This window comes from Pseudomonas sp. Y39-6 (assembly GCF_023651955.1).
Lineage (GTDB): Bacteria > Pseudomonadota > Gammaproteobacteria > Pseudomonadales > Pseudomonadaceae > Aquipseudomonas > Aquipseudomonas veronii.
The window spans coordinates 1,984,716-2,007,325 of record NZ_CP069594.1 but is presented as its reverse complement, the minus strand read 5'-3'; the positions used below and the strand labels follow the sequence as shown (position 1 = coordinate 2,007,325).

Below are 22,610 nucleotides of genomic sequence, written 5' to 3'. Positions count from 1 at the left end.
ATCCTTCAGAAGCCCATGCTCAGGTGTTCAGCAATAGGGCCCAGCGCCAGTGTCGGCAGGAAGGTCAGGCCGCCCACCAGCAAAATGGTCACGGTCAACAGGGTCACGAACAGCGGACCATGGGTGGGGAAGCTGTTCTGGCCAATCGGTGCGGTCTTCTTCATCGCCAGGCTGCCGGCCAGGGCCAGTACCGGGAGGATGTAGCCGAAGCGACCGATCAACATGCCCAGGCCCAGCATCAAGTTGTGGAACGGCGTGTTGGCACTGAAGCCGCCGAACGCCGAACCGTTGTTGGCACTGGCCGAGGTGTAGGCATAGAGCAACTGGCTGAACCCGTGGGGGCCAGGGTTGCTGATCGCACCGGCCGGGCCGGGCAGGCTGGAGGCTATGGCACCGAGCACCAGCACGCCGATCGGCATCACCATCAGGGTCACGACCAGCAATTGCACTTCCTTGGCCTGCAGCTTCTTGCCCAGGTATTCCGGAGTGCGGCCGATCATCAGGCCGGCGAGGAACACCGCGATCAACACGTTGAGCAACATGCCGTACATACCGGCGCCGACGCCGCCGAAGATCACTTCGCCGACCATCATGTTGACCAGTGCCACCATCCCGCTGAGGGGGCTGAGGCTGTCGTGCATGCCGTTGACCGAACCGTTGGACGCCGCGGTGGTGGTCACCGACCACAACACGGTGCCAGTGGTGCCGAAGCGCGCTTCTTTACCTTCCAGCGGCGCGGTCTGCTCAACCGCCGGGTTGTTCAAGGTCGGGTTGGGCTGGTACTCGGCCCACAGCGAGGTTGCACCGCCGATCAGGAACAGGGCCAGCATGCAAGCGAGGATCGCCCGGCTCTGACGCAGATCCTTCACGTAATGGCCGAAGGTAAACACCAGCGCCACCGGGATCAGGATGATCGCCGACAACTCGAACAGGTTGGCCCAGGCCGTCGGGTTTTCAAACGGATGCGCCGAGTTCACGCCAAAGAAACCGCCGCCGTTGGTGCCCAGTTGCTTGATCGCAATCTGGCTGGCCGCCGGGCCCAAAGGGATCACCTGGTCGACGCCCTGCAGGGTCACGGCATCAACATAATGCGCGAAGGTTTGCGGCACGCCCTGCCACACCAGGAACAACGCCATCACCAGGCACAACGGCAACAGGCCGTAGAGCGTGGCGCGGGTCATGTCGACCCAAAAGTTGCCCAGGGTCTGGGTGGATTTGCGACCGATCCCACGGCACAGCGCGACCAGGACTGCCAGGCCGGTGGCCGCACTGACGAAGTTCTGCACGGTGAGGCCGGCCATCTGGCTGAGGTAGCTGAGGGACGCTTCACCGCTGTAGGACTGCCAGTTGGTGTTGGTCATGAAGCTGACCGCGGTGTTGAAGGCCAGGGTCCATTCCTGGCCCGGCAATTTCTGCGGGTTCAGTGGAAGGTAGTCCTGGAACAACAGGATCGAGAACAGCAACACAAACCCGGCGAGGTTGAACGCCAGCAACGCCAACATGTATTTCTGCCAGCTCTGTTCCTGTTGCGCGTCCACGCCCGAGAGGCGATAGCACGCGCGCTCCACGGGCCCGAGCAGCGGCGTGAGCCAAGTGCGCCGGCCTTCCATCACGTTGTAATAGAACCGCCCCAGGAACGGGGCCGGCACCAGTACCACGGCGAAGAAGGCGATGATCAGCCAATAGTCATAACTGTGCATAGCCTGCTCCTAGTTCCGATCCGCGCGTAATAGCGCAACCAGCAGATAAATGAACAGCGCCACGGCCAATAGCAGTGACACCCCGTCCAGAACGCTCATGGAAGTCTCTCCGTTTTGCGGCGAGTGCCGCATGTGGGGCAATTGTCGGCAGGAGTGGTGTAAAGGAACGAGAGCGAGGGGCTGGGTGGGGCGTAAAGATGGCGTAAAGAGTGGGTTTATGCGGGGTTTACACCGGGGGTTTCGGTGCCTGGGCGGGCGCTATCGGGAGCAAGCCCCCTCCCACAGGTTGATCGGCGCTCGGCGTGACAACTCGGTCAAGTGTGGGAGGGAGCTTGCTCCCGATAGCACCGGCACAGTCACCGCCGCACTTATCTGGTGCAGCAACAGGAAATTTCAAACGCCAAACCATCCCCCAAACGACAGTAGCGCAGCTTTACGACAATGATTCTCAGGCTGGCATGGCCGCTGCAACACCTTGAATCATTCCAACCGGTTCAGGGAGCGCAATACGATGAACACACAACTCAAACCCACCTTGGGCACCCTGCATTTGTGGGGCATCGCGGTCGGGCTGGTGATTTCCGGGGAATACTTCGGCTGGAGCTATGGCTGGGGCGTGGCAGGGACCTTGGGCTTCCTGGTGACCTCGTTGATGGTCGCCGCGATGTACACCTGCTTTATCTTCAGTTTCACCGAACTGACCACCGCCATTCCCCACGCAGGTGGGCCCTTTGCCTACAGCCGCCGCGCGTTTGGTGAGAAAGGCGGCCTGATCGCCGGCCTGGCGACCCTGATCGAATTCGTGTTCGCCCCGCCCGCCATCGCCTTGGCCATCGGTGCGTATCTGAATGTGCAGTTTCCCGCACTCGATCCGAAACACGCCGCCGTCGGCGCCTACATCGTGTTCATGGGCCTGAACATCCTCGGCGTGAAACTCGCCGCCACCTTCGAACTGGTGGTGTGCGTACTCGCCGTCGCCGAACTGCTGGTGTTCATGGGCGTGGTCGCCCCCGCGTTCAGCTTCAGCAACTTCGCCCTTAATGGCTGGGCCGGCTCCGACACCTTCGGGGCCCCGGCGATTGCCGGAATGTTCGCGGCGATCCCCTTCGCGATCTGGTTCTTCCTCGCCATCGAAGGCGCGGCCATGGCGGCCGAGGAAGCGAAAGATCCGAAGCGCACCATTCCAAAAGCCTACATCAGCGGCATCCTGACCCTGGTGATCCTGGCCATGGGCGTGATGTTCTTCGCCGGCGGCGTGGGCGACTGGCGCACCCTGTCGAACATCAACGACCCGCTGCCCCAGGCGATGAAAACCGTAGTAGGCGAAAGCTCCGGCTGGCTGCACATGCTGGTGTGGATCGGCCTGTTCGGGCTGGTAGCGAGCTTCCACGGCATCATCCTTGGCTACTCGCGCCAATTCTTCGCCCTGGCTCGGGCCGGCTACCTGCCGTCGTTCCTGGCCAAGCTGTCGCGTTTTCATACACCGCACCGGGCAATCATCGCTGGCGGCGTGGTCGGTATTGCCGCCATCTACAGCGACGGTTTGATCAACCTGGGCGGCATGACCCTGACTGCAGCAATGATCACCATGGCCGTATTCGGCGCCATCGTGATGTACATCATGAGCATGCTCAGCCTGTTCAAACTGCGTAAGACCGAACCGCTGCTGGAACGCACCTTCCGCGCTCCGGGCTACCCGATCGTGCCGGGCATCGCGCTGGTGCTGGCGGTGGTGTGCCTGGTGGCCATGGCCTGGTTCAACGCGCTGATCGGCATGATCTTCCTCGGCTTCATGGTGGTCGGCTTCATCTACTTCCAGATGACCGCGCACGACCGCGCCGCGGCACCGGCAGATGCAATGTTGACCGGGCTCTAAGGTTTTGAGGCGGAACAGGCCTACACTGAACTACTCAGAAAGCCTGTAACTCAAAGCAGTTATTACCGTGGGAAAAACCTCCCACGGCAATCTGCCTCAAGGAGAGCGTTATGCCGTGGTATGCATGGTTGATTATGGTGGTTGCGATCGGGTCGATCGTCGGCGGGCTGCTGATGCTGCGTGACAGCGCCAACAAAGTGGAACTCACCGACGAACAACGCAAACGCGTGGCCGAGCGCAATGCGCAGGCGGATGCCAAGGATGGGCAGGACCGCTGATCCCATGTGGCGAGGGCGCTTGCTCCCGTCGGGCGGCGAAGCAGCCCCTCTTCTGCCCTACTCCCATTCCGCCTTGGCAATCTGCAAACCGTGCTGCCCTTTATAAGCAGCACGCTCCGGCTGACTCCAGCCGTTCAGCAACTCGGCTTCCAGTCGATAAATCTCAACCCCCAGCGGACGACACACCGTCAGCGGGTCCTGTGCATCCGGGCCCCACATCGGCAGCGACAGATCCCCGCCCGGGCAGGTCGACAGCGCACACAACAAATCAATCTCGGCAAAAAACTCCAGGTAATCGCCCTTCTGCGCCGGACAGGCTTTCATGAAATACATGTCGTCGTGATTGAGGCCGGTGCATTGGAAGATGTTCAGCACGTCATGCACGTCAAATTCCGTCAGACCGTGAGGCAACACCGCACGGGTCAGGTTCGAGTGACAGTGATGATGGAAATCTTCACCAGTGAGCATGCGGTTCACATACGGATCGCAGCGCGTACCGAGCAAATCATGCAGGCGCCCGCCGTGCTCATCAATGCCGTAGCTGGCCAGGCTGTCATCGGTGATCGTCACCAGCGGCCGCAGAAATGGCAGATTCGACCACAGCCGGTCATGAGTGCTGACATGCGCGCCCTGCAACTGACGCGTGCGCGCAGCCCACAGGCGTTCGCGCGGGTCGTTGGCGTTCCACACATTGAAGTCGCCCACCTGCGGCCCCACCGGCGTAGTCACACGGAACACATGCCCGGCCGGCACCTTCCACGCCCTGCCCGTGCGAATCGGCACCTCGAACTGTTCGACCAAGGTGCGTTGATCCTTGCGCTCACGGATACGTTCGTAAAACGCGGTGTCGACCTGCAACGCCGAACCTTTGCTGACCTGGTAAGCGGCTGGATAGTCTTTGTACATGGGGCAAATCCTCGATCAAGGGAAAGTAAACAGGGCCAACGACTGCCGTTCTGAATCATCCAGGTACACGCTCATCGCCTCCCCGGCCGCCGATTTGTCGCCGTGGACCAGCAGGTCGTACAGCTCACGATCACGCTCCAGCCAGGGCGCCTGGAAACGTTGCTCATCGGGTGCCGCGCAAAACACCAGACGCAACTGCGCGACCACCTGGGCGAAAAACTCGTCGAACAACGGGCTGCGCATCAGCCCGACAATCTGCTGATGCACCAACAGGCTGTGGGTCGCAACCGCACGCCAGTCCTCACGCTCCCGGGCCAGCGCGGTGGCCTCGATGGCGTTTTGCATACGCTCGGATTGATCCTGGGTGAACGCACCGCTCTGGGCAATGGCCTGTAATTCGAGCGTGCGGCGGACGACAAATAAATCACGCACCTCTTCGCGCTCCAACCGACGAACCACCACGCCCTTGTTGCGCACGTAGCGCGTCAACCCTTCCTGGCCCAGACGGTGCAATGCCTCACGAATCGTATTACGCGACGCGTTATAGGCCTTGACCAGCTCGGCTTCGACCAATGCCATTCCGGGCAACAGTCGGCCACCGATGATGTCGGCACGCAGCTCCAGGGCGATCTGGTCGGCTAAGGACAAGCTGAGTGTCATCGTTACCTCACGATTGTTGAACAATCCTCCCTGTGTGAGTAATCACTTTTCATGCCAACGCCCACCCCGTGGGTAAAAGTTCAGCTTGGTTAACATGTCGGCACGTCTACGAGGCAGGCTACGCGCTATTCACACGACCACAACGCTCTAACCCGTATCATCAAGGAAGCCTCCGTTTGCTTTTGCCGCGATGGCGTCGGCGCCACCGGCCAGCCGCCCTTGATGAAAGCACTGAACCTGACCCATGGCGGGTTCTATGCACATCTCAAATCCAAGGATGAAGGGGTGCTGGGCAGAAGTGTCGAGAGCGCTGAATTGGCGACGCGCATCATGGGCGGGTACGTGAACGTTTGAAGGCGCAGCTATTGCACTATAAAAAGGCCGGTCAATAACCGGCCTCCTCGGCGAACATTGCCCCCTTAGTTGATCGCTAGCCTGTCGCGATTCCGCTCCAGCAGTGCCTTGCCGATCCCCTTAACCTCCAACAACTCATCAAGCGCCTTGAAAGGGCCGTTGCTGTTGCGGTAAGCAACGATAGCCCTCGCCTTTGCGGCGCCAATGCCCAGGAGATCACGTTGCAAGGCTTCAGCATCTGCAGCGTTGAGATTGACCTTGGTGGACTGCTCCACCGGGTTCATCTGGCCAGAGCGGATGGTAGCGGGCTCGGGCGTGATCGCAGGCGCCGCGGTAGTTGCTACCGAGATGCTCGCAAGGAGGGCGAAAACGAGGGAGGAAAAACAAGCGTTTGGCATGAGTGACGCTCCATGACATCAATGAGTGAAAGCAGCTTTTCCAAAGCTGCTTCTCTAACTTAGGTGATGTGCGTAGAGAGTCAAAAATGGCTGCGTTACAGCGTGTGAATTCAGGGTTCAAGCCGGTGCCGTTGATAGATCAGGTCGACAATTTCGCCATCGGGAGAGTAACCACTGACGGTGTCACGCAAGAGTTGGCGGACGCGGGAGTAATCATCCGCATCTACCGCTGCAAGCAGCTCACTCAATTTGCCTTTCAGGACATCCCATGACAGGAAGTCTTCATTGGCACTCATGATCATCGGATGCTGCGTGGCGACTACGTTGTCGCCGATAAGCAACTCTTCATAAAGTTTTTCGCCAGGACGCAGCCCAGTGAATTCAATGGCGATATCGCCATGGGGATTTTTGTCGGAACGAACGCTCAGGCCGGAAAGGTGAATCATTTTCTCCGCCAACTCGACAATTTTCACCGGCTCGCCCATATCCAGCACAAATACATCACCGCCCAGCCCCATGGAGCCGGCCTGGATGACCAACTGTGCCGCTTCGGGGATCGTCATGAAATAGCGTGTGATTTTTGGGTGAGTGACGGTCAAAGGGCCGCCGGACTTGATTTGTTTGTGAAAAAGCGGAATGACGGAGCCTGATGAACCCAGCACATTACCGAATCTCACCATCGTGAAGCGAGTCTTGTTGACGCGGGAAACACCCGACCTATCACCGAATATAACCGGCGCTTTCTCACGGCTGAGCGCCTGTAATGCCAGTTCTGCAAGTCGTTTTGTACTGCCCATCACATTGGTAGGACGAACAGCTTTGTCGGTGGAAATCAGTACAAAGTTAGCTACCCCCGCCTGAAGAGCAGCCTGGGCGGTATTGAGCGTGCCAATGACATTGTTCAACACGCCTTCGGCAATATTGTGCTCGACAATCGGAACATGCTTATAAGCGGCGGCATGGTAAACCGTGTCGATATGCCAGCATTTCATCACATCAAGCAACTTAGTCTCGTTGCGCACAGAGCCCAGCATCGGTAACAGCTTAACCGGCAATGACTCGCGTGCGACTCGGTACTCAAGCTCAGATAAAATGCTGTAAAGATTGAATTCGCTATGCTCATACAGCAGCAGCGTCGTGGGCTTTAGTGCAAGGATCTGGCGACAAAGCTCCGAACCAATTGATCCACCTGCGCCCGTGACCATCACCGACTGGCCGACGATGCAACGCTCAAGGAGATCCTCTTGAGCAGGTACGGCGTCGCGCCCCAACAGGTCGGCGATATCCACTTCTTGGATGTCGTCCACTTTGACTCGACCACTCGCAAGATCCATGAAGCCCGGAACGCTGCGAACATGAAGCGGGAAACGTTCAAGATAGCTCAGAATTTCTCGCCTGCGCCCCCGATTTGCCGACGGCACCGCCAGCAGGATTTCCTGTGCGCCTGTGGCGTCGATCATCTGCTCGATATGTTTGGGCTTGAACACTTGCAAGCCTGAAATCACACGACCGGCAATGCTCCTGTCATCGTCGATGAACGCGACAGGACGCATGACTCGGCCCATGCGTAATGCTGCAACCAGTTGGTTGCCCGCTGAACCGGCACCGTAGATAGCAACCTTCGTCAAGCCGTCATCGCGACTAGTGAACGGAACATGCTGCACTCCGGTAAACCAGTCCCCCAAAAAATATTGACGCATTGCCAAGCGCAAGCCGCCAATCATAATCATGCTCAACCACCAGTAGTTAAAAATAACCGAGCGCGGGACAACTATCTGATGATTGCTATAGACATAGACGAACATACCGAGGATGAGCGAGGAAAGACTGACTGCTTTGATGATTGTGACAAGCGCATCATTGCCGAAATAGCGCATCACCGCCCGGTACATGCCAAAACGGATAAACAGCGGGACAGCGACGATAGGAGCACTCACAAACAGCCACAAGTGATGCCGAACAGGCTCGTTCATTTCGAAAATGCCGAGACGGACGACAAAAGCCATCCACAACGAAAGCCATACAAGCACCACATCTGCAAGCACTTGCAGAATGCGCTTGTGTCGGCGCGGAAGATTCAATAAAAAAACTCTTACCTTATCCATGACCCTCTCGAACACCTCTCCAGTCTTCCAAAATCAAAAAATGAACAGCTACCCTTGAGTCCGCCAAAAATCGATTTACGATGATTGATCGGTGCTGAACAAGCGCCATACAGGCGTGGCACCCGAAGCACAAAAAAGGCTCATCCGGCACGGGAACCAGAAACGAGGCGGGGCCTTACGACTCACCACAGATCCAATCCCGATATGATACTCAGGTTGTACCACAAATCCTCTGCATTCCCTGAGCCAGGGGCAACCGACTGGCTGACCCGAAGCGCACGTACACGTTGTTGGCAGGCCAATCCATGCGTAGGAAAACTCAGAGACACTCGCGAGATTCGTCAATCTTACCCGCCCCCGCCCCCGCGCCGATGACGGTCACACAAAACCAGTATAATCGGCGCACTAGGATTCACACCCCAGTCTCTGTAATGCTAGTGTCTAAATTGGTCAGATTAAAAAACTGAAATATTTACATTTTTTATTACTTTAATCAAAGACACCTAAGGCGCAGTGTGATTGCTCCAAACACATTGACTGCAAAAAAAGATGACGCCATGCAAATCCCTACTGCCAACCGCCAGAAATATCACGGCCTTGAAAAACCATTGGAAAAGAAGGCTATAATCTTAATCACATCAGAAATTCAGCAATGAAACGTCACAAAAAAATGATAGACATGCGTTGTAGACGCATCCGTGACCTCAAACGTCATTTTGTACGAATAGCCATGCCAACGATGCCAGTCCATGCGCAACGCAGCAAGGGTGCAACAAGAGGGCGCTGATTCAAATGCAATACCCAGCTGTAAGAAACCCCTTACAGCAACCCCGAATCCAGCGTCGACTCACAAAACGGGCTCTAGATGGGCTTTTGAAAAAAATACAGGCAGGCGTTCGCCCCCTGTCATGTAAAAAGCAGCGAAGAGAAGTGAGTAAACACGTTATCAAAAAAGCTTAGACGTTCAAGGAACTATAAAAATTTACGACTCCCCCGCCGCATGATTAACAGAAGCGTGTGGTGAAATTCATTTTTAACACTGGTGTGGCAATGATCTTGAAAACCTTGTGTGTGTTCGGCACGCGTCCTGAAGCAATTAAAATGGCCCCTTTGGCGCTGAGACTTGCTGCAGACGAGCGCTTCGATGCCAAGGTCTGCGTAACCGGACAACATCGCGAAATGCTGGATCAGGTGCTCAACCTGTTTGAGATCGCTCCGAACTTCGATCTCAATATCATGAAGTCGGGCCAGGATCTAACTGATGTCACCAGCAGCATTTTACAAGGGATGAAAGGTGTCTTCGCCAAATTCAAACCCGATATCGTCTTGGTGCATGGGGATACAGCGACGACGTTCGCGACAACACTAGCGGCTTATTATCACCAGATCCCCGTCGCTCACGTCGAGGCAGGTCTGCGCACCGGCAATCTCTACTCACCGTGGCCAGAAGAAGCCAACCGCAAGTTGACCGGCGCACTCGCGGCTGTACATTTCGCTCCTACAGAAACGTCCAGGCAGAACCTGCTGAGAGAAGGGGTTGATGCTGGATGCATCCATGTGACTGGCAATACCGTCATTGATGCGCTGCTTGAGGTTGTGGCAAGAATCAAAAACAGCCCCGCTCTGCAACAGAAGTTTCACCAACAGTTTTCATTCCTGGGTGAAGAAAAACGAATCATCCTCGTCACCGGCCACCGTCGCGAAAGCTTTGGCGACGGTTTCGAGAAAATTTGCCAGGCCCTGATCAAAACGGCCAAAGACTTTCCTGACGTCCAGATCGTCTATCCCGTTCACCTGAATCCAAACGTACGCGAGCCGGTCAATCGATTGTTGGCGGGCATTCAAAATGTTCATTTGATCGAGCCCCTGGATTATTTGCCATTCGTCTATTTGATGGAGCGTTCGCACCTGATTCTCAGCGACTCAGGCGGCATACAAGAGGAAGCTCCATCACTGGGCAAACCTGTGCTGGTCATGCGCGACACTACTGAGCGCCCGGAAGCCGTCGAAGCGGGTACCGTCAGGTTGGTCGGTACCGACATTGAGGTCATTACAAATAATCTGCGCAGTCTTCTGACGGACCCTGACGCTTATCACCAGATGAGCTTCGCGCACAACCCTTACGGCGACGGAAAGGCATCCGCTCGGATCCTTGAAGCTCTTTCCCAAATCAAAAAAGGCTAATCCATGAGCTTTGAAACTATTTCTGTAGTCGGCCTAGGCTACATCGGACTCCCTACTGCCGCCGTTTTCGCAGCAAGAAAGAAAAAAGTTATCGGCGTCGATGTCAACGCACAAGCGGTAGCCACGATCAACCGCGGTGATATCCATATTATCGAACCGGATTTGGACATCGTCGTACGCACCGCGGTAACTGAAGGCTATCTGAGGGCGACCACCATCGCCGAACCCGCCGATGCGTTCCTGATTGCAGTGCCGACCCCCTTCAAGGGCGACCACGAGCCTGATCTCTCTTATATTGAAGCGGCTAGTAAATCCATCGCCCCGGTACTGAAGAGAGGCGACCTGGTAATCCTCGAATCGACTTCTCCTGTGGGAGCCACTGAGCAAATGTCCGCGTGGCTGGCGCAAGCACGGCCAGACCTGAGCTTCCCGCAGACGCTGGGCGAAGGATCGGATATCCGTATTGCGCATTGTCCAGAACGCGTCCTGCCTGGGCACGTGTTACGAGAGTTGATTGAGAATGATCGGATCATCGGCGGCCTGACCAGAAAATGCTCGGAAGCCGCAAAGCGCTTATATCAAACATTCGTTAAGGGCGAATGCATCATTACCGACGCACGCACAGCCGAAATGTGCAAGCTCACTGAAAACAGTTTCCGCGATGTGAACATTGCTTTTGCCAATGAACTGTCGATGATTTGCAAAAAACTTGAGATTAGTGTTTGGGAACTGATTCGCTTGGCCAACCACCACCCGCGAGTCAACATTCTGCAACCGGGCCCTGGTGTTGGCGGACACTGCATTGCTGTCGATCCTTGGTTTATTGTCAGTAAGACGCCTGATGATGCGCGCCTGATCCGGACCGCTCGCGAAGTGAATGATAGTAAGCCAACATGGGTACTGGACCAAGTAAGGCTTGCGATTGGTAAGTTCCTGCAGGCGCATCCCTCCAAGACAGCCAAAGATGTGACAATCGCTTGCCTGGGCCTGGCATTCAAGCCAAACATCGACGACCTTCGTGAAAGCCCATCCCTGGAAATTGCGGTGCAAATCGCAAAAAACCACCCAGGTACCGTGCTGGCGGTGGAGCCCAACATCGAACAAATACCAGAACGCCTGAACGGTCTTGCAGCATTGAGCGACATTGATAACGCGCTGTCCTTGGCTGATGTCGTTGTTCTGCTTGTGGACCACAGTCCGTTCAAGAACATCTCAAAAGACCAATTGTCATCACGACAAGTCATTGATACCCGCGGCGTCTGGGCCTGAAGGCATCAGGCTCAAACATACTGGTCTGGCGGAAAACACAGGTTTCCGCCAGATCTTATGCGATGACGCAATAGCGGTCATCAGGTACTCGTGGAATAGCATTTGTCGTAATAAGGTTGACGAGGTCTTAGCATGTTCAATCTACTGATTCAGGCGCTGACACTGTTAAGTGGATTAGTTGTCAATTTTGTCATCCCAGGACTGTATGGCCTGGAAGCTTATGGCGCCTTTATTAAGGCTAACGTACTGGTATTTCTATTTCAGAAGCTTCTAGACATCATCAACGAACAACTCATTGCCAGCGTGGAGGCCGAGTACATACTCGTCACCTCACTGTTTATGGCGGTGTTGATTTTTCTACTTTTCAGCGCGATGAATCTTATCGATAGCATCGGCAATCCTTTGTTATTAGGCGTGATGCTGCTCAGTTCAGCATGCTTGTTATCGCTCTTCGGCCTACGCCTTCAACGGTGGATTGTCGGCTATCTGATGATTTTCCTATGTGTGTTTTTCTCGGCGCTTCTCATCAGTTACCAAAAAATATTGCCATTGAACATCGTTGATGTGCTAATTCTGACGAACCTGCTGCCCTGCTTGTTTGCGATTGCGGTACTGGTCTGTCATGGCGCACGGTTGCCCATGGGGAAACAGCTACTGTCTACTTGCAAAAACGTCGTGGTATTACTACCGAGAATGGTATCCATCACTCTGGTATTCAATCTATTTACCAATATCCTCCCTTTTATCCTTTCAAAAAGCCTTCCCGTCCGAGATCTGGGACTTTTCCGGGTGATCGTATCAATCATTCAATCGGCGACAAGTTTATTTCCCATCAATGTCAGGGCAGTATTCGTCGCTTTCGTTTCTGGCAGCCAGCGCCAGGAGCAATATAAAATCATCATGTCAACGGCGCTACTGTACTTTGCTCTGGCAGGACTGACAGGTTACGCAGCCGGCTGGCTATTTCCCCAGTATTCCGCCTACTTAGCGATGCTACCCTGCTTACCTGTGCTTTACTGGTCTGTAGTGACAGAACGCTACCTAGTGGCCTGCGGACTTCATCGCAAGGTCATCGTCGTCAACCTGATCATTGCCCCCCTGGCAGTGGCCGGAATGATTCTCTTTGTTCACGGTCTTAAGCAGGCAGAGCTCTTTTACGCTATAGGATTCTCGGCGTACCTGTTATTTCTGCATGTTATGTGCCAACCCGGAATCCGGTTGTCAGTGGTTTTCTGGGTAGCACTACTTTCGCCAATTGCAGTAATCATGAAAGACATCAGCTTGATCTGGGGCGTACTTTATATGGGTTCGCTTACAATTATCGCAGCAGGAGTACTTCGGCTTCGACTGGCTGATCTTCGCACATTGAGGTTTTGACAGTGAATGCAGTGAAACTATATCGAATAGGCCATTGGTTCTACCAGCGCCGAATCCCCGTCTTGCCGGGCTTTGTTCGCAACCTGATCTTTCTGTTGTTCAACTCGTACATCCCGGTTTCGGCAAATATCGGAAAGGGCACCATTTTCGCTTACGGTGCGATTGGGGTCGTGCTCCATGCGAATGCCAAAGTGGGGGACGGATGTGTACTGGGTCAGGGAATCACGATTGGCGCTGCCGAAGGTTATGTAACAAGTGAGATCAATCGATGCCCGGTCATTGGGCATAACTGCTATATCGGAGCGGGCGCCAAGATCATTGGCGATATAAAAATCGGTGACAACTGTCAAATTGGCGCTTCAGCTGTAGTACTAAAGGATATCCCTGACAACTCAATCGTTGTAGGAGTTCCGGCCAGAATTGTCGGACAAACGTCCGCAGACTACAAGGCAATACGCCCCTGATATGGCAATTGGAGCATCGCGATGAATGGCAGTGACTACTTTAAAAGCAGCCTGATGATTGCAATGTCAGCCTGCGTTGCTATTCTACTTACGCAGAATGCCGGTGTGCTTTTTTATATCGGCATACTAGGAGGCCTGTTCCTAGTGCTGGCCGCCGTCGCTTCGCCATGGCACGGTTTATTGGCATTATTCCCGCTGGTATTTGCGCTGCGCCCCGCGCCGCCATCCGTAGGTACCCAAGAGTTAATATTTGCCGCACTCACGGCAACGGTGTTTGTCAGCACCTTTATCAGACTTCTTCGTATCCGAAGCATAAAATCCATTTTTCGTTTCTTTGCCTGGCCACTTTTGATCGGCATTGGGTTACTGTGCCTCAACTTATTGATTGCGATGAAACATCATGTCCCTGTACAAGATTGGATCAGGGGCGTTACACCCTTTTTATTTATATTTGCGCTCATGCCCGTATGCGTACTTATCAACGGTGAGCAAAAAAACATTTATTGGATTGGCGCCTCGATCGGCGCACTGGTCTTATTGAGCGCAGGCCATATCGTTTTGTACTATTTCCAATATGATATATGGCAACCGTACTGGACCGTGTTGGTGGATGGAGAACAGATAAGGTTGTCACGGGAAGCCGCACTGAATATGGCAAATACCGTAGGCCCCCTGCGGGACCGGATAACCATGCTGTTACCGCAGGCGACAGATGCACTGCTGCCTTCTGGAATGGCCGCAGGTTTTGTTATCAACACATTAACGCGAAACCGATATATCGCACTGGTGACTGCCTTCATATCATTGCTTTGCCTGACAGCTGTGCTGATCACGTTAACGAGAAGCATGTTGATCAGTGGCGTCGCTACCATTGCTCTATTCTCAATCTATATTTTTGTCACTCACAAAAATCTCCGTGTAAAAATTTCTGCCAACATTACCGCTCAACTGGTATTAGGCTTGGTATTCATCTTCTCCACCGGTATGGATCAATCTTGGCTGGGGCGCTTGAATTCCCTGTCCGACGCAGCACTGCCAATGGCTACCGCCCCCATCTCGTCAAATACCCCAGAGAACACGGAAATAATCGTTTTAAATACCATCACGAAAAAGAAAGAGGATTTCAACGTAGCATCTAGAGTCAAAGAATACGAAATTGCATGGGACATGTTTTTGAGCAGCCCCGTATTCGGCAATGGAATAGGTGTAAAGCATGAGATGCACTGGGAAAAACCTGACGGCTCATCACTTATAGAACTTGTTGGATACATACACAACTGGCCTTTGTATATGCTAATGGTGAGTGGAGTACTAGGACTCCTGACCTACACACTCATTATCATGGGCCCCGCCCTGTACAAACTGACCACTCTAAAATCCGAGCCCAACTATTTGACAGTTATTCGCATAACCGTCATGACCATGGCTATATATGGATTATTTTTTGCGGTCTTTCGATTGATCTCTTTCAACATACTGCTCGCCACAGTATGGGGATTAATTTATGCGCAAAAATGGCCTATGCAAAAAATCAGTGACAGCGCAAAAAACACGGAATTGAACACCCCCCAATGTTCAGCAACCGAATACGCCATAAAAAATAAAGTTACTGACCAACAAAATAGGGAGCAACCAGTTTAATGTGCGGTTTAAGTTTTTTTGCGGTTAAACGCGATACTCCTGCGCTACGAGACCAATTGCAAGCGAGTCTCGCGGCCACCAAGCATCGTGGCCCAGACGCTTCCGGCACCTATTTCGCCGAAATTGCCAACCACCAAGTTGGACTTGGTCATAATAGACTCAGCATTTTGGATCTTTCGGCAACTGGCAGCCAACCGATGTTTACTGGCAATGGAATTAGCATCGTATTCAATGGAGAAATCTTTAACCATCATGAACTACGTAACCAGTTGATCGAACAAGGCTACACATTCAATGGCACCTCCGACACCGAGGTAATCCTTCAATTGTATGTAGCGCACGGGGACCACGCCTTCAAACGTCTGCAAGGAATGTATACATTTGTCATTCTGGACGAACCGCGCCAGAAAACATTCTTGGTAAGGGATGTGATTGGGATAAAGCCGGTATATTGCTACACTGGCGAATATGGCATCTATGCCTGCTCCGAAATCCGTGGCCTCAAGTGTTATTCGGACGTCGTAACTGAGATCGACAATGACGACGTTTTTGAGTTCTTCAACAACGGTTTCCTCTACGAGCCGAACACCGGCTACAAAGCTATCAAAAAGCTAATGCCGGGGACTTACCTTGAGTTCGATCTATTGACCGGCGACTGCAGGACGCGGCGGCACCAGACCATAACGAGCTACACATCAGAACAGAGCCTTGCAGAAAATGTACGCTCCGCTGTCACGCGGCAATTGGAAGCAGACGTTCCAGTCGGTGTATTTTTCAGTGGTGGCGCTGATTCGAGCATACTGGCGAGTTTCACAGGTGAAGCAGATCTTTTTTTTGCAAAGTACGAAGCAACGGATGACTCCGTCATCGACATGAGGTTTTCAGCTGAAATCGCCGATTACCTGCACAAAAAGCTGGTCGTCACAGAGATTCTTGATTCAAAAGATGATGTTTTCGAGTCGATCGATTTTGTCGCCGCGAATACAGAAGAGCTGGTATCCGATTACACCTTCTGGGCCACCTACCGCTTATCGGCTGAAGCCAGGAAGAGCGGATACACAGTGATGCTCAGTGGAATGGGCGGAGACGAAGCATTTGCTGGATACCCACGCTACAAGGTCCTGAAGCATCACCGGTTGATCCGTCTGCTCTACCCGGTCTTGAACGCGCTGCTGAAACTGAAGCTATTCCCCAAGCAACTTGACAAGAAATTTGAGCGGCTGGTTTCCTATGCCGAAGAAAGCTATTGGCCTCTGGCCTATTCTCGAATGCTGGGATATTTTTCGCGCCAAGAACTCAAGGGCTTTTTCCGCGATTTTGCGGGGCTGGAGTGCCACTACAAACAACGCTTGAACGCCGTACTCCTTGATTACAGTGGCGATCCGGCAGACAAGGTAAAATTCGCACAACACTTTGACCTGACAGGTTTTCTCAGTCATAACCTCAGCGTATCTGACAAAGCCAGCATGCTCGCCAGTATTGAGCTGCGCGTTCCACTGCTGGATGAACGAATCGTTGCGAAAGGCTTGGCGACCTCCAGTGCCGATTTGTTGAAAGGCGGCAATCCCAAGGCGCCACTTAAGACTCTATTAAAAAGCCTGCTACCCGCCTCACTTGTCGATCGTCCAAAAACCGGATTCAACCCCCCTCTCGATGGCATTATCCGTCGCATTGGCTCAGAACGCCTGCTGTCAGAGTTCGAACGTATTTATGCTTACCTGCGACCTGAAGAAGTAGAGAAACTGGTCAAAAACCATTTCATGGGTACCGCCAATAACACCTACAAGCTATGGCAGGTGTTGTACTTCGAACGCTGGCTAAAACATAACTTTCCATGAGCATCACTAAAATCAATCAATCTGACTTCTCACTATTCAAGTGGTTCTCATGGGCAATACGTTAATGCATCGACTACTAAAGCTCTACCATACGGTAAAACTGTTGCGGATGAAGCAGATTTTCTATCGACTGTATTACCGTTACGCTAAAATCAGTTCTTTTACTGCCCCCACACCTGTCAAACGGACGAGTTTCGGCTTAGCTAATCCACCGCACTGGAGTTCTTCGCACTTTACAGCTGACGAACAGTTTGAATTTATGGGCCTTAAAGCACCGTTTGAGTGGAACAATCAACAGCGCCCGAAGATCTGGCAGTACAACCTGCACTACCTTGATCACCTCGTGTCATCAGACCGCACACGACCTGATTTTGATAGAACCTTGGTAAACAGCTGGATTGCCGGCAACCCACCCTATGCAGGTTGCGGCTGGGAGCCTTATACACTTTCACTGCGCATTGTGAACCTCATTAAATGGTTCAATCAGCAGCCCACCCTTGAGCCGAAGTGGCTGGATAGCCTGGCCATACAATGCCATGCACTCTCAAAGCAGGTTGAACACCACATCCTCGCCAACCATATATTTGTGAATGGTAAGGCGCTGCTATTTGGCGGCTGCTTCTTAGATGGTGCAGATGCTGAACGTTGGCAATCTGCCGGATTGAAGATACTGGACACAGAGGTCAAAGAGCAGTTTTTGGCTGATGGCGCGCATTTTGAACTATCCCCCATGTACCACGCGTCCTTGCTTTGGGACATGTGTGACTTAGTGAATTTAGCCACTCATACTGCAATACCAACACTAAGAACACGCCTTCCCGAGTGGAAACAAATTATTAAAAAGGGCATCGTCTGGCTGCGCAGCCTCCAGCACCCGGATGGGGATATACCATTTTTTAACGACTCGGCATTGGGTATTGCCCCAACATTAGGCAATATTGAAATGTATGCCAGCGAACTGGGGTGTTTACCAGCGAACAACAAGCCAAAGCCCCTGGCTGTTTACGCAGAACATCATATCGAAAGTGGTTACGTGGCGGTTAATTTCAGTGACGCCAGCAAGGCGCTTTTGAACCTGACACAAGTAGCCCCCGACTATCAACCCGGACATACCCACGCGGACACCTTGAGCTTCGAACTCAGTTTGTTTGGGCATCGAGTGTTCGTTAACTCCGGAACCTCGCAATACGGTGAAGACTCCGAACGTCATCGCCAACGCAGTACTGCGGCACACAATACAGTCGACGTTAATGATGAAAATTCATCTGAAGTATGGGCAGGCTTCAGGGTCGCACGCCGAGCACGAACGACACTGAGCTTGATCGAACAAAATGAAAACGCCGTGCGTATTCGCAGCAGCCACGATGGCTACCAGCGATTGAAAGGCAAAAATCTGCACACGCGTGAATGGATAGCTACACCGGGCGAATTACAAATCCGCGATTCGGTCACAGGCGATTTCAACCGAGCATTAGCCAGGCTCTACGTACACCCCGAAGTCAAGATTATTCAAAATGGCGACACCTTTACGTTAACGCTCCCAGGAGGTCAGGTCGCCGTCGCTACCGTACAAGGCGCGAAAAGTGTCAGCTTGATTTCTACTACGTGGCATCCAGCATTCGGTGAATCAATTCCAAACCAATGCATCATTGCTGAACTGTCATCCACCGTGCTGAGCACTCGTATAACCTGGTGAGGTTTATTTGAAACTTTTAATTTTGAGCTTCTATTACCAACCTGACCTTTCGGCGGGCTCCTTTCGCTCAACCGCGTTGGTAGACGCGCTGCTCAAGCGACTGCCAGTGGATGCTCATATCGAATTGATTACAACCCTGCCAAACCGCTATAGCACCTTCACTAGCGCAGCGCCGGAACTGGAAGAGCATCCTCGCCTGACGGTGCGAAGAGTCGCCCTGCCCGCCCACAAAAGCGGAATGATTGATCAAGCCAAGGCTTTTCTGGTTTACGCAAATACTGTGCGCAAAATAATAAAAGACAAGCGCCATGACCTTGTCTATGCCACCTCTTCACGCCTTATGACGGCAGTGCTGGGCGCCCTCATCGCACGCAAACAAAAAGCTCCGCTTTATTTAGACATTCGCGATATTTTTGTTGATACGATCAAAGATGTTTTACCGAAGAAACTGGTTCGGCTAATGAAGCCAATACTTTCGCTACTCGAAAGATTTGCCATCACCTCAGCGAAAAAGGTGAATCTGGTTTCTGAAGGATTTTATCCGTACTTCAAATCACGCTATCCAGACCAGAGCTATTCATTTTTTACAAACGGCATCGACAGCGAGTTCTTGAGCGCCCAGCCGTTGGAAACCACAGTTAGCTCGCCGAAGGTGATGGACGTCGTCTATGCCGGGAACATTGGTGAAGGCCAGGGCCTACATCATATCGTCCCGTTTTTAGCAAAACAGCTCGAAGGCGTGTTGCGATTTCGGGTAATCGGTGACGGAGGCCGGCTGGCGCTTCTAAGAGAAGCCATTACGGCGCAAGGATGTACTAATGTTGAATTATTAACCCCCGTCAAGCGCGATGAGTTGATTCAGATTTATCAGTCTGCGGATGTGCTCTTTCTACACTTGAACGACTATGATGCGTTTCGCAAAGTTTTACCGTCGAAACTGTTCGAATACGCTGCGCTGGGCAAGCCGATCTGGGCCGGCATATCCGGTTATGCGGCGAATTTTGTTTCCATGCATATCGAAAACGCGGCTGTCTTTGAGCCTTGCGATGTCGCCGCCGGGGTAAAGGCCCTCGAAACCTTGACTATCGCGACCAGCCCCCGCCATGCCTTCGTAGAACATTTCGATCGCAGTAGTATCATGCGTGAAATGTCAGAAGACGTTCTTTCACTCCTAGAGACTACTTGATCATGCAAATCCTCCTGACAGGAGCGAGCGGTTTCGTTGGTCGTGGTCTAGTTCCCCCATTATTGGCACGACGACACAAGATCACCGCTGCCATGCGCAACCTGAATGCAGAGTTTGATCTGCACATTGACCAGGTTCAGATAAGCGGGCTGTCCGCAGATCAGAAGTGGCAGCCATTGCTGGCTGGCAAAGATCTAGTGATCCATTTGGCGGCTCGTGTACACGTCATGAGTGACAACTCAGCCGACCCGCTAGTCGAATACCGCCGGGTCAATGTTGATGGAACCCTCCATTTGGCGCGGCAAGCCGCCGATGCCGGCGTCAAACGCTTCATCTTCATCAGCTCAATCAAAGTTAACGGAGAAAGCACCACGGGGGGCATGGCTTACACGGCTGATGGTCCGACGGCGCCAACCGACCCTTACGGTATCTCCAAGATGGAGGCCGAACGCGGTCTACGTGCCTTAGCAGACGAAACAGGGATGGAGGTTGTGATAATCCGTCCCGTTCTTGTGTATGGCCCCGGCGTGCAGGCGAACTTTCTCAGCATGATGCGCTGGCTGCATAAGGGCCTGCCATTGCCGCTTGGCGCTATCCATAACCAACGCAGCCTGGTCGCTCTGGATAACCTCGTTGACTTGATAGTGACCTGTGTCGAACACCCTGCTGCAGCAAACCAAACTTTTTTAGTGAGTGATGGCGAGGATCTCTCGACTACAACGTTGTTACGCCGTATGGCTAAGGCTATCGGGAAGCCCGCACACCTGCTGCCCTTACCCGCCTGGATGCTCGAAGCCGGAGCCGCCATATTGGGGCGACGGGCTCTCGCACAACGATTATGTGGCTCTCTACAAGTAGATATCTCCAAGACTCGCGAACTCTTGGGATGGACACCACCGTGCAGCGTGGATGACGCACTGCGTAAAACAGGCAAACATTTTTTGGAACTACACGCTAAATGAATATGTGGTGGCTGTTACCGGCTGCGACTCTTGTCGCACTTATTCTGACAGGTGCCTTGCGCCATTACGCACTCGCCAGAAGCCTGATCGATATACCCAACGCGCGCAGTTCGCATGTCGTACCGACCCCCAGAGGCGGCGGAGTATCGATCGTTATAAGCTTTTTGCTTGCCCTGGTACTGACTGCAAACCTGGGTGCCGTCGCCTGGTCTTTTGCCTGGGCGCTTTTGGGCGCCGGTGCCGGTATCGCAGTATTGGGGTTTCTTGACGACCATGGCCATATTGGTGCTCGCTGGCGCCTACTCGGGCATTTCATTGCGGCTGCTTGGGTACTTTTCTGGGTTGGCGGACTTCCGCCGCTGGAACTACTAGGGTTTTCAATCGACCTTGGCTGGGTCGGTCATGTGTTGGCGGCTGTTTATTTAGTCTGGCTGTTAAACCTATACAATTTCATGGACGGAATTGATGGCATAGCCAGCGTCGAAGCAATTTGTGTCGGTCTCAGCAGTGCTCTGCTGTATTGGCTTGCCGGATATGATCGTTTGGCGCTGCTGCCGCTGCTATTGGCATTTGCGGTTGCGGGCTTCCTGTATTGGAACTTTCCTAGAGCGCGCATCTTCATGGGCGACGCCGGCAGTGGCTTTTTGGGAGTCACGCTGGGGATACTGTCATTACAGGCAGCCTGGACTGCGCCGCAGCTCCTTTGGAGCTGGCTAATCCTGCTCGGCGTGTTTATTACCGATGCCACTTGGACTCTGCTGCGCCGCTTGTTGAGGGGGGAAAAAGTTTATGAGGCACATCGCAGCCACGCTTACCAATTTGCTTCACGCCAGTTTGGCAAACACTTGCCGGTAACCCTGACGGTGGCGGCAATCAATATTGGTTGGCTGCTCCCCATGGCACTGCTGGTCAGCGGTAACATATTGGATGGGGTAATTGGGCTACTTCTGGCCTATCTACCGCTAGTTGCGTTAGCGGTAAAGTTCAAGGCAGGAGCTAAAGAGATTTGCTGATCGACTCCTGGATGGCAGCCGCCTTCCCGTCTCTATATGAGCAGAGCGACGTCACTTTACGCAGTCAAGCCAAATGCTTGCGGCGTCGCGCTCTTATAGTACGGCTTGCAATCCAACCAACCAGAGGGCCCACCGTCATACCGAGAAGTAAGGCAGCCACGATAAAGACAGATACTGGAAACTGTGGCACGACCCACCCAAAAAACCGTAGAGAAACCACCTGTTGGTTCTCCAGCACGAACGCCAGAATGCAGAGCAAAACCAAAAGTATCACCAAAATACCAAGCACGCGCTTGAAGCTACTCATGACTTACTCCCTGAACGAGTTTCAAGCCTCGTCCTCTTCCTCGTTGACCCGGTCTCGCAACTCTTTACCTGGTTTGAAATGCGGAACGAACTTGCCGTCCAGGCTGACGGATTGCCCGGTCTTAGGGTTACGGCCTACGCGCGGGGCGCGGTAGTGTAGCGAGAAGCTACCAAACCCTCGGATCTCAATACGATCGCCCGTAGCCAGGCATTGGGACATTTGTTCAAGCATGGTCTTGATGGCCAGCTCCACATCCTTGGATGAGAGCAGCCCTTGATGGGTGACAATTCGTTCGATCAACTCCGACTTCGTCATATTTTTCCCTTCTTTTTCAAGCAGCTAGGAAAAGCGCTTCAAAGGTTTTAGCATGACTTGATGAATTTGAACAGCCCATCC

The 22,610-nt window shown here is 53.2% G+C and carries 20 protein-coding genes and 1 pseudogene; 13 read left to right on the top strand and 8 right to left on the bottom strand.

All coding sequences use genetic code 11. The features are described from left to right. Positions 1–5: 5 nt before the first annotated feature. Positions 6–1,700 carry a potassium-transporting ATPase subunit KdpA gene (gene kdpA / locus JN756_RS09175; protein ID WP_057003737.1) on the bottom strand — a complete coding sequence of 565 codons (1,695 nt, stop codon included), beginning with the start codon at positions 1,698–1,700 and terminating at the stop codon, positions 6–8. Positions 1,701–1,709: 9 nt separating this feature from the next. Next, complete coding sequence (gene kdpF, locus JN756_RS09170) at positions 1,710–1,799, bottom strand: K(+)-transporting ATPase subunit F (RefSeq protein ID WP_003218754.1); 90 nt, start codon at positions 1,797–1,799, stop codon at positions 1,710–1,712. A 412-nt stretch (positions 1,800–2,211) separates the two neighbouring features. On the opposite strand from kdpF, the gene eat reads away from it, so the two are divergent. Then, positions 2,212–3,576 carry an ethanolamine permease gene (gene eat / locus JN756_RS09165; RefSeq protein ID WP_017848825.1) on the top strand — a complete coding sequence of 455 codons (1,365 nt, stop codon included), beginning with the start codon at positions 2,212–2,214 and terminating at the stop codon, positions 3,574–3,576. Between the two features lie 110 nt (positions 3,577–3,686). Next, on the top strand, positions 3,687–3,854 hold the full coding sequence (locus JN756_RS09160; protein ID WP_079443146.1) for a DUF2897 family protein: 168 nt from the start codon (positions 3,687–3,689) through the stop codon (positions 3,852–3,854). Between the two features lie 57 nt (positions 3,855–3,911). On the opposite strand, the gene JN756_RS09155 is transcribed toward JN756_RS09160, so the two are convergent. Both JN756_RS09155 and JN756_RS09150 read right to left on the bottom strand, forming a co-directional pair. Next, positions 3,912–4,760, bottom strand: coding sequence for an urea carboxylase-associated family protein (locus JN756_RS09155; RefSeq protein WP_046384258.1), 849 nt, complete (start codon positions 4,758–4,760; stop codon positions 3,912–3,914). Between the two features lie 15 nt (positions 4,761–4,775). Further along, positions 4,776–5,420, bottom strand: coding sequence for a GntR family transcriptional regulator (locus JN756_RS09150; RefSeq protein WP_108524391.1), 645 nt, complete (start codon positions 5,418–5,420; stop codon positions 4,776–4,778). Positions 5,421–5,576: 156 nt separating this feature from the next. On the opposite strand from JN756_RS09150, the pseudogene JN756_RS09145 reads away from it, so the two are divergent. After that, positions 5,577–5,702, top strand: a pseudogene (locus JN756_RS09145) (TetR/AcrR family transcriptional regulator); the annotation flags it as partial. Positions 5,703–5,839: 137 nt separating this feature from the next. On the opposite strand, the gene JN756_RS09140 reads toward JN756_RS09145, so the two are convergent. Next, the gene (locus tag JN756_RS09140; RefSeq protein WP_201022045.1) at positions 5,840–6,172 is read right to left on the bottom strand and encodes a ComEA family DNA-binding protein; all 333 of its coding nucleotides are present in this window, start codon (positions 6,170–6,172) and stop codon (positions 5,840–5,842) included. Positions 6,173–6,282: 110 nt separating this feature from the next. Then, a complete protein-coding gene (locus JN756_RS09135) occupies positions 6,283–8,277 on the bottom strand; it encodes a polysaccharide biosynthesis protein (protein WP_201022044.1) in 1,995 nt (664 codons plus the stop codon). A 1,050-nt stretch (positions 8,278–9,327) separates the two neighbouring features. Between JN756_RS09135 and wecB the strand changes: the two genes are divergently transcribed. The 10 genes from wecB to JN756_RS09085 all read left to right on the top strand — a co-directional run bounded on the left by wecB (position 9,328) and on the right by JN756_RS09085 (position 21,907). Continuing rightward, positions 9,328–10,461: a non-hydrolyzing UDP-N-acetylglucosamine 2-epimerase gene (wecB, locus tag JN756_RS09130; protein WP_158683908.1), complete on the top strand. Its 1,134-nt coding sequence runs from the start codon at positions 9,328–9,330 to the stop codon at positions 10,459–10,461. Positions 10,462–10,464: 3 nt separating this feature from the next. Continuing rightward, entirely contained in the window at positions 10,465–11,730 is a 1,266-nt protein-coding gene (gene wecC / locus JN756_RS09125) for a UDP-N-acetyl-D-mannosamine dehydrogenase (RefSeq protein WP_201022043.1), read from the top strand. A gap of 132 nt (positions 11,731–11,862) precedes the next feature. After that, positions 11,863–13,107, top strand: a complete 1,245-nt coding sequence (locus tag JN756_RS09120; RefSeq protein WP_104903659.1) for a hypothetical protein — start codon at positions 11,863–11,865, stop codon at positions 13,105–13,107. A gap of 2 nt (positions 13,108–13,109) precedes the next feature. Beyond that, complete coding sequence (locus tag JN756_RS09115) at positions 13,110–13,571, top strand: serine O-acetyltransferase (protein ID WP_158683860.1); 462 nt, start codon at positions 13,110–13,112, stop codon at positions 13,569–13,571. A gap of 21 nt (positions 13,572–13,592) precedes the next feature. Beyond that, positions 13,593–15,212 carry an O-antigen ligase family protein gene (locus JN756_RS09110; RefSeq protein ID WP_201022042.1) on the top strand — a complete coding sequence of 540 codons (1,620 nt, stop codon included), beginning with the start codon at positions 13,593–13,595 and terminating at the stop codon, positions 15,210–15,212. Then, positions 15,212–17,050: an asparagine synthase (glutamine-hydrolyzing) gene (asnB, locus tag JN756_RS09105; RefSeq protein WP_201022041.1), complete on the top strand. Its 1,839-nt coding sequence runs from the start codon at positions 15,212–15,214 to the stop codon at positions 17,048–17,050. Before JN756_RS09110 ends, asnB begins: the two co-directional genes overlap by 1 nt. Before the next feature lie 49 nt (positions 17,051–17,099). Then, the gene (locus JN756_RS09100; RefSeq protein WP_236255093.1) at positions 17,100–18,746 is read left to right on the top strand and encodes a heparinase II/III family protein; all 1,647 of its coding nucleotides are present in this window, start codon (positions 17,100–17,102) and stop codon (positions 18,744–18,746) included. 7 nt (positions 18,747–18,753) lie between these two features. Continuing rightward, on the top strand, positions 18,754–19,932 hold the full coding sequence (locus JN756_RS09095) for a glycosyltransferase family 4 protein (protein ID WP_201022040.1): 1,179 nt from the start codon (positions 18,754–18,756) through the stop codon (positions 19,930–19,932). A 2-nt stretch (positions 19,933–19,934) separates the two neighbouring features. Then, entirely contained in the window at positions 19,935–20,894 is a 960-nt protein-coding gene (locus JN756_RS09090) for a UDP-glucose 4-epimerase family protein (protein ID WP_201022039.1), read from the top strand. Beyond that, positions 20,891–21,907, top strand: coding sequence for an MraY family glycosyltransferase (locus JN756_RS09085; protein ID WP_201022038.1), 1,017 nt, complete (start codon positions 20,891–20,893; stop codon positions 21,905–21,907). Before JN756_RS09090 ends, JN756_RS09085 begins: the two co-directional genes overlap by 4 nt. Positions 21,908–21,971: 64 nt before the next feature. Here JN756_RS09085 and JN756_RS09080 read toward each other — a convergent pair whose 3' ends face one another. Together JN756_RS09080 and ihfB are read right to left on the bottom strand one after the other, a co-directional pair. Then, positions 21,972–22,214 carry a LapA family protein gene (locus JN756_RS09080; protein ID WP_201022037.1) on the bottom strand — a complete coding sequence of 81 codons (243 nt, stop codon included), beginning with the start codon at positions 22,212–22,214 and terminating at the stop codon, positions 21,972–21,974. Positions 22,215–22,235: 21 nt separating this feature from the next. Then, positions 22,236–22,529, bottom strand: a complete 294-nt coding sequence (ihfB, locus tag JN756_RS09075) for an integration host factor subunit beta (RefSeq protein ID WP_201022036.1) — start codon at positions 22,527–22,529, stop codon at positions 22,236–22,238. Positions 22,530–22,610 lie beyond the last annotated feature (81 nt).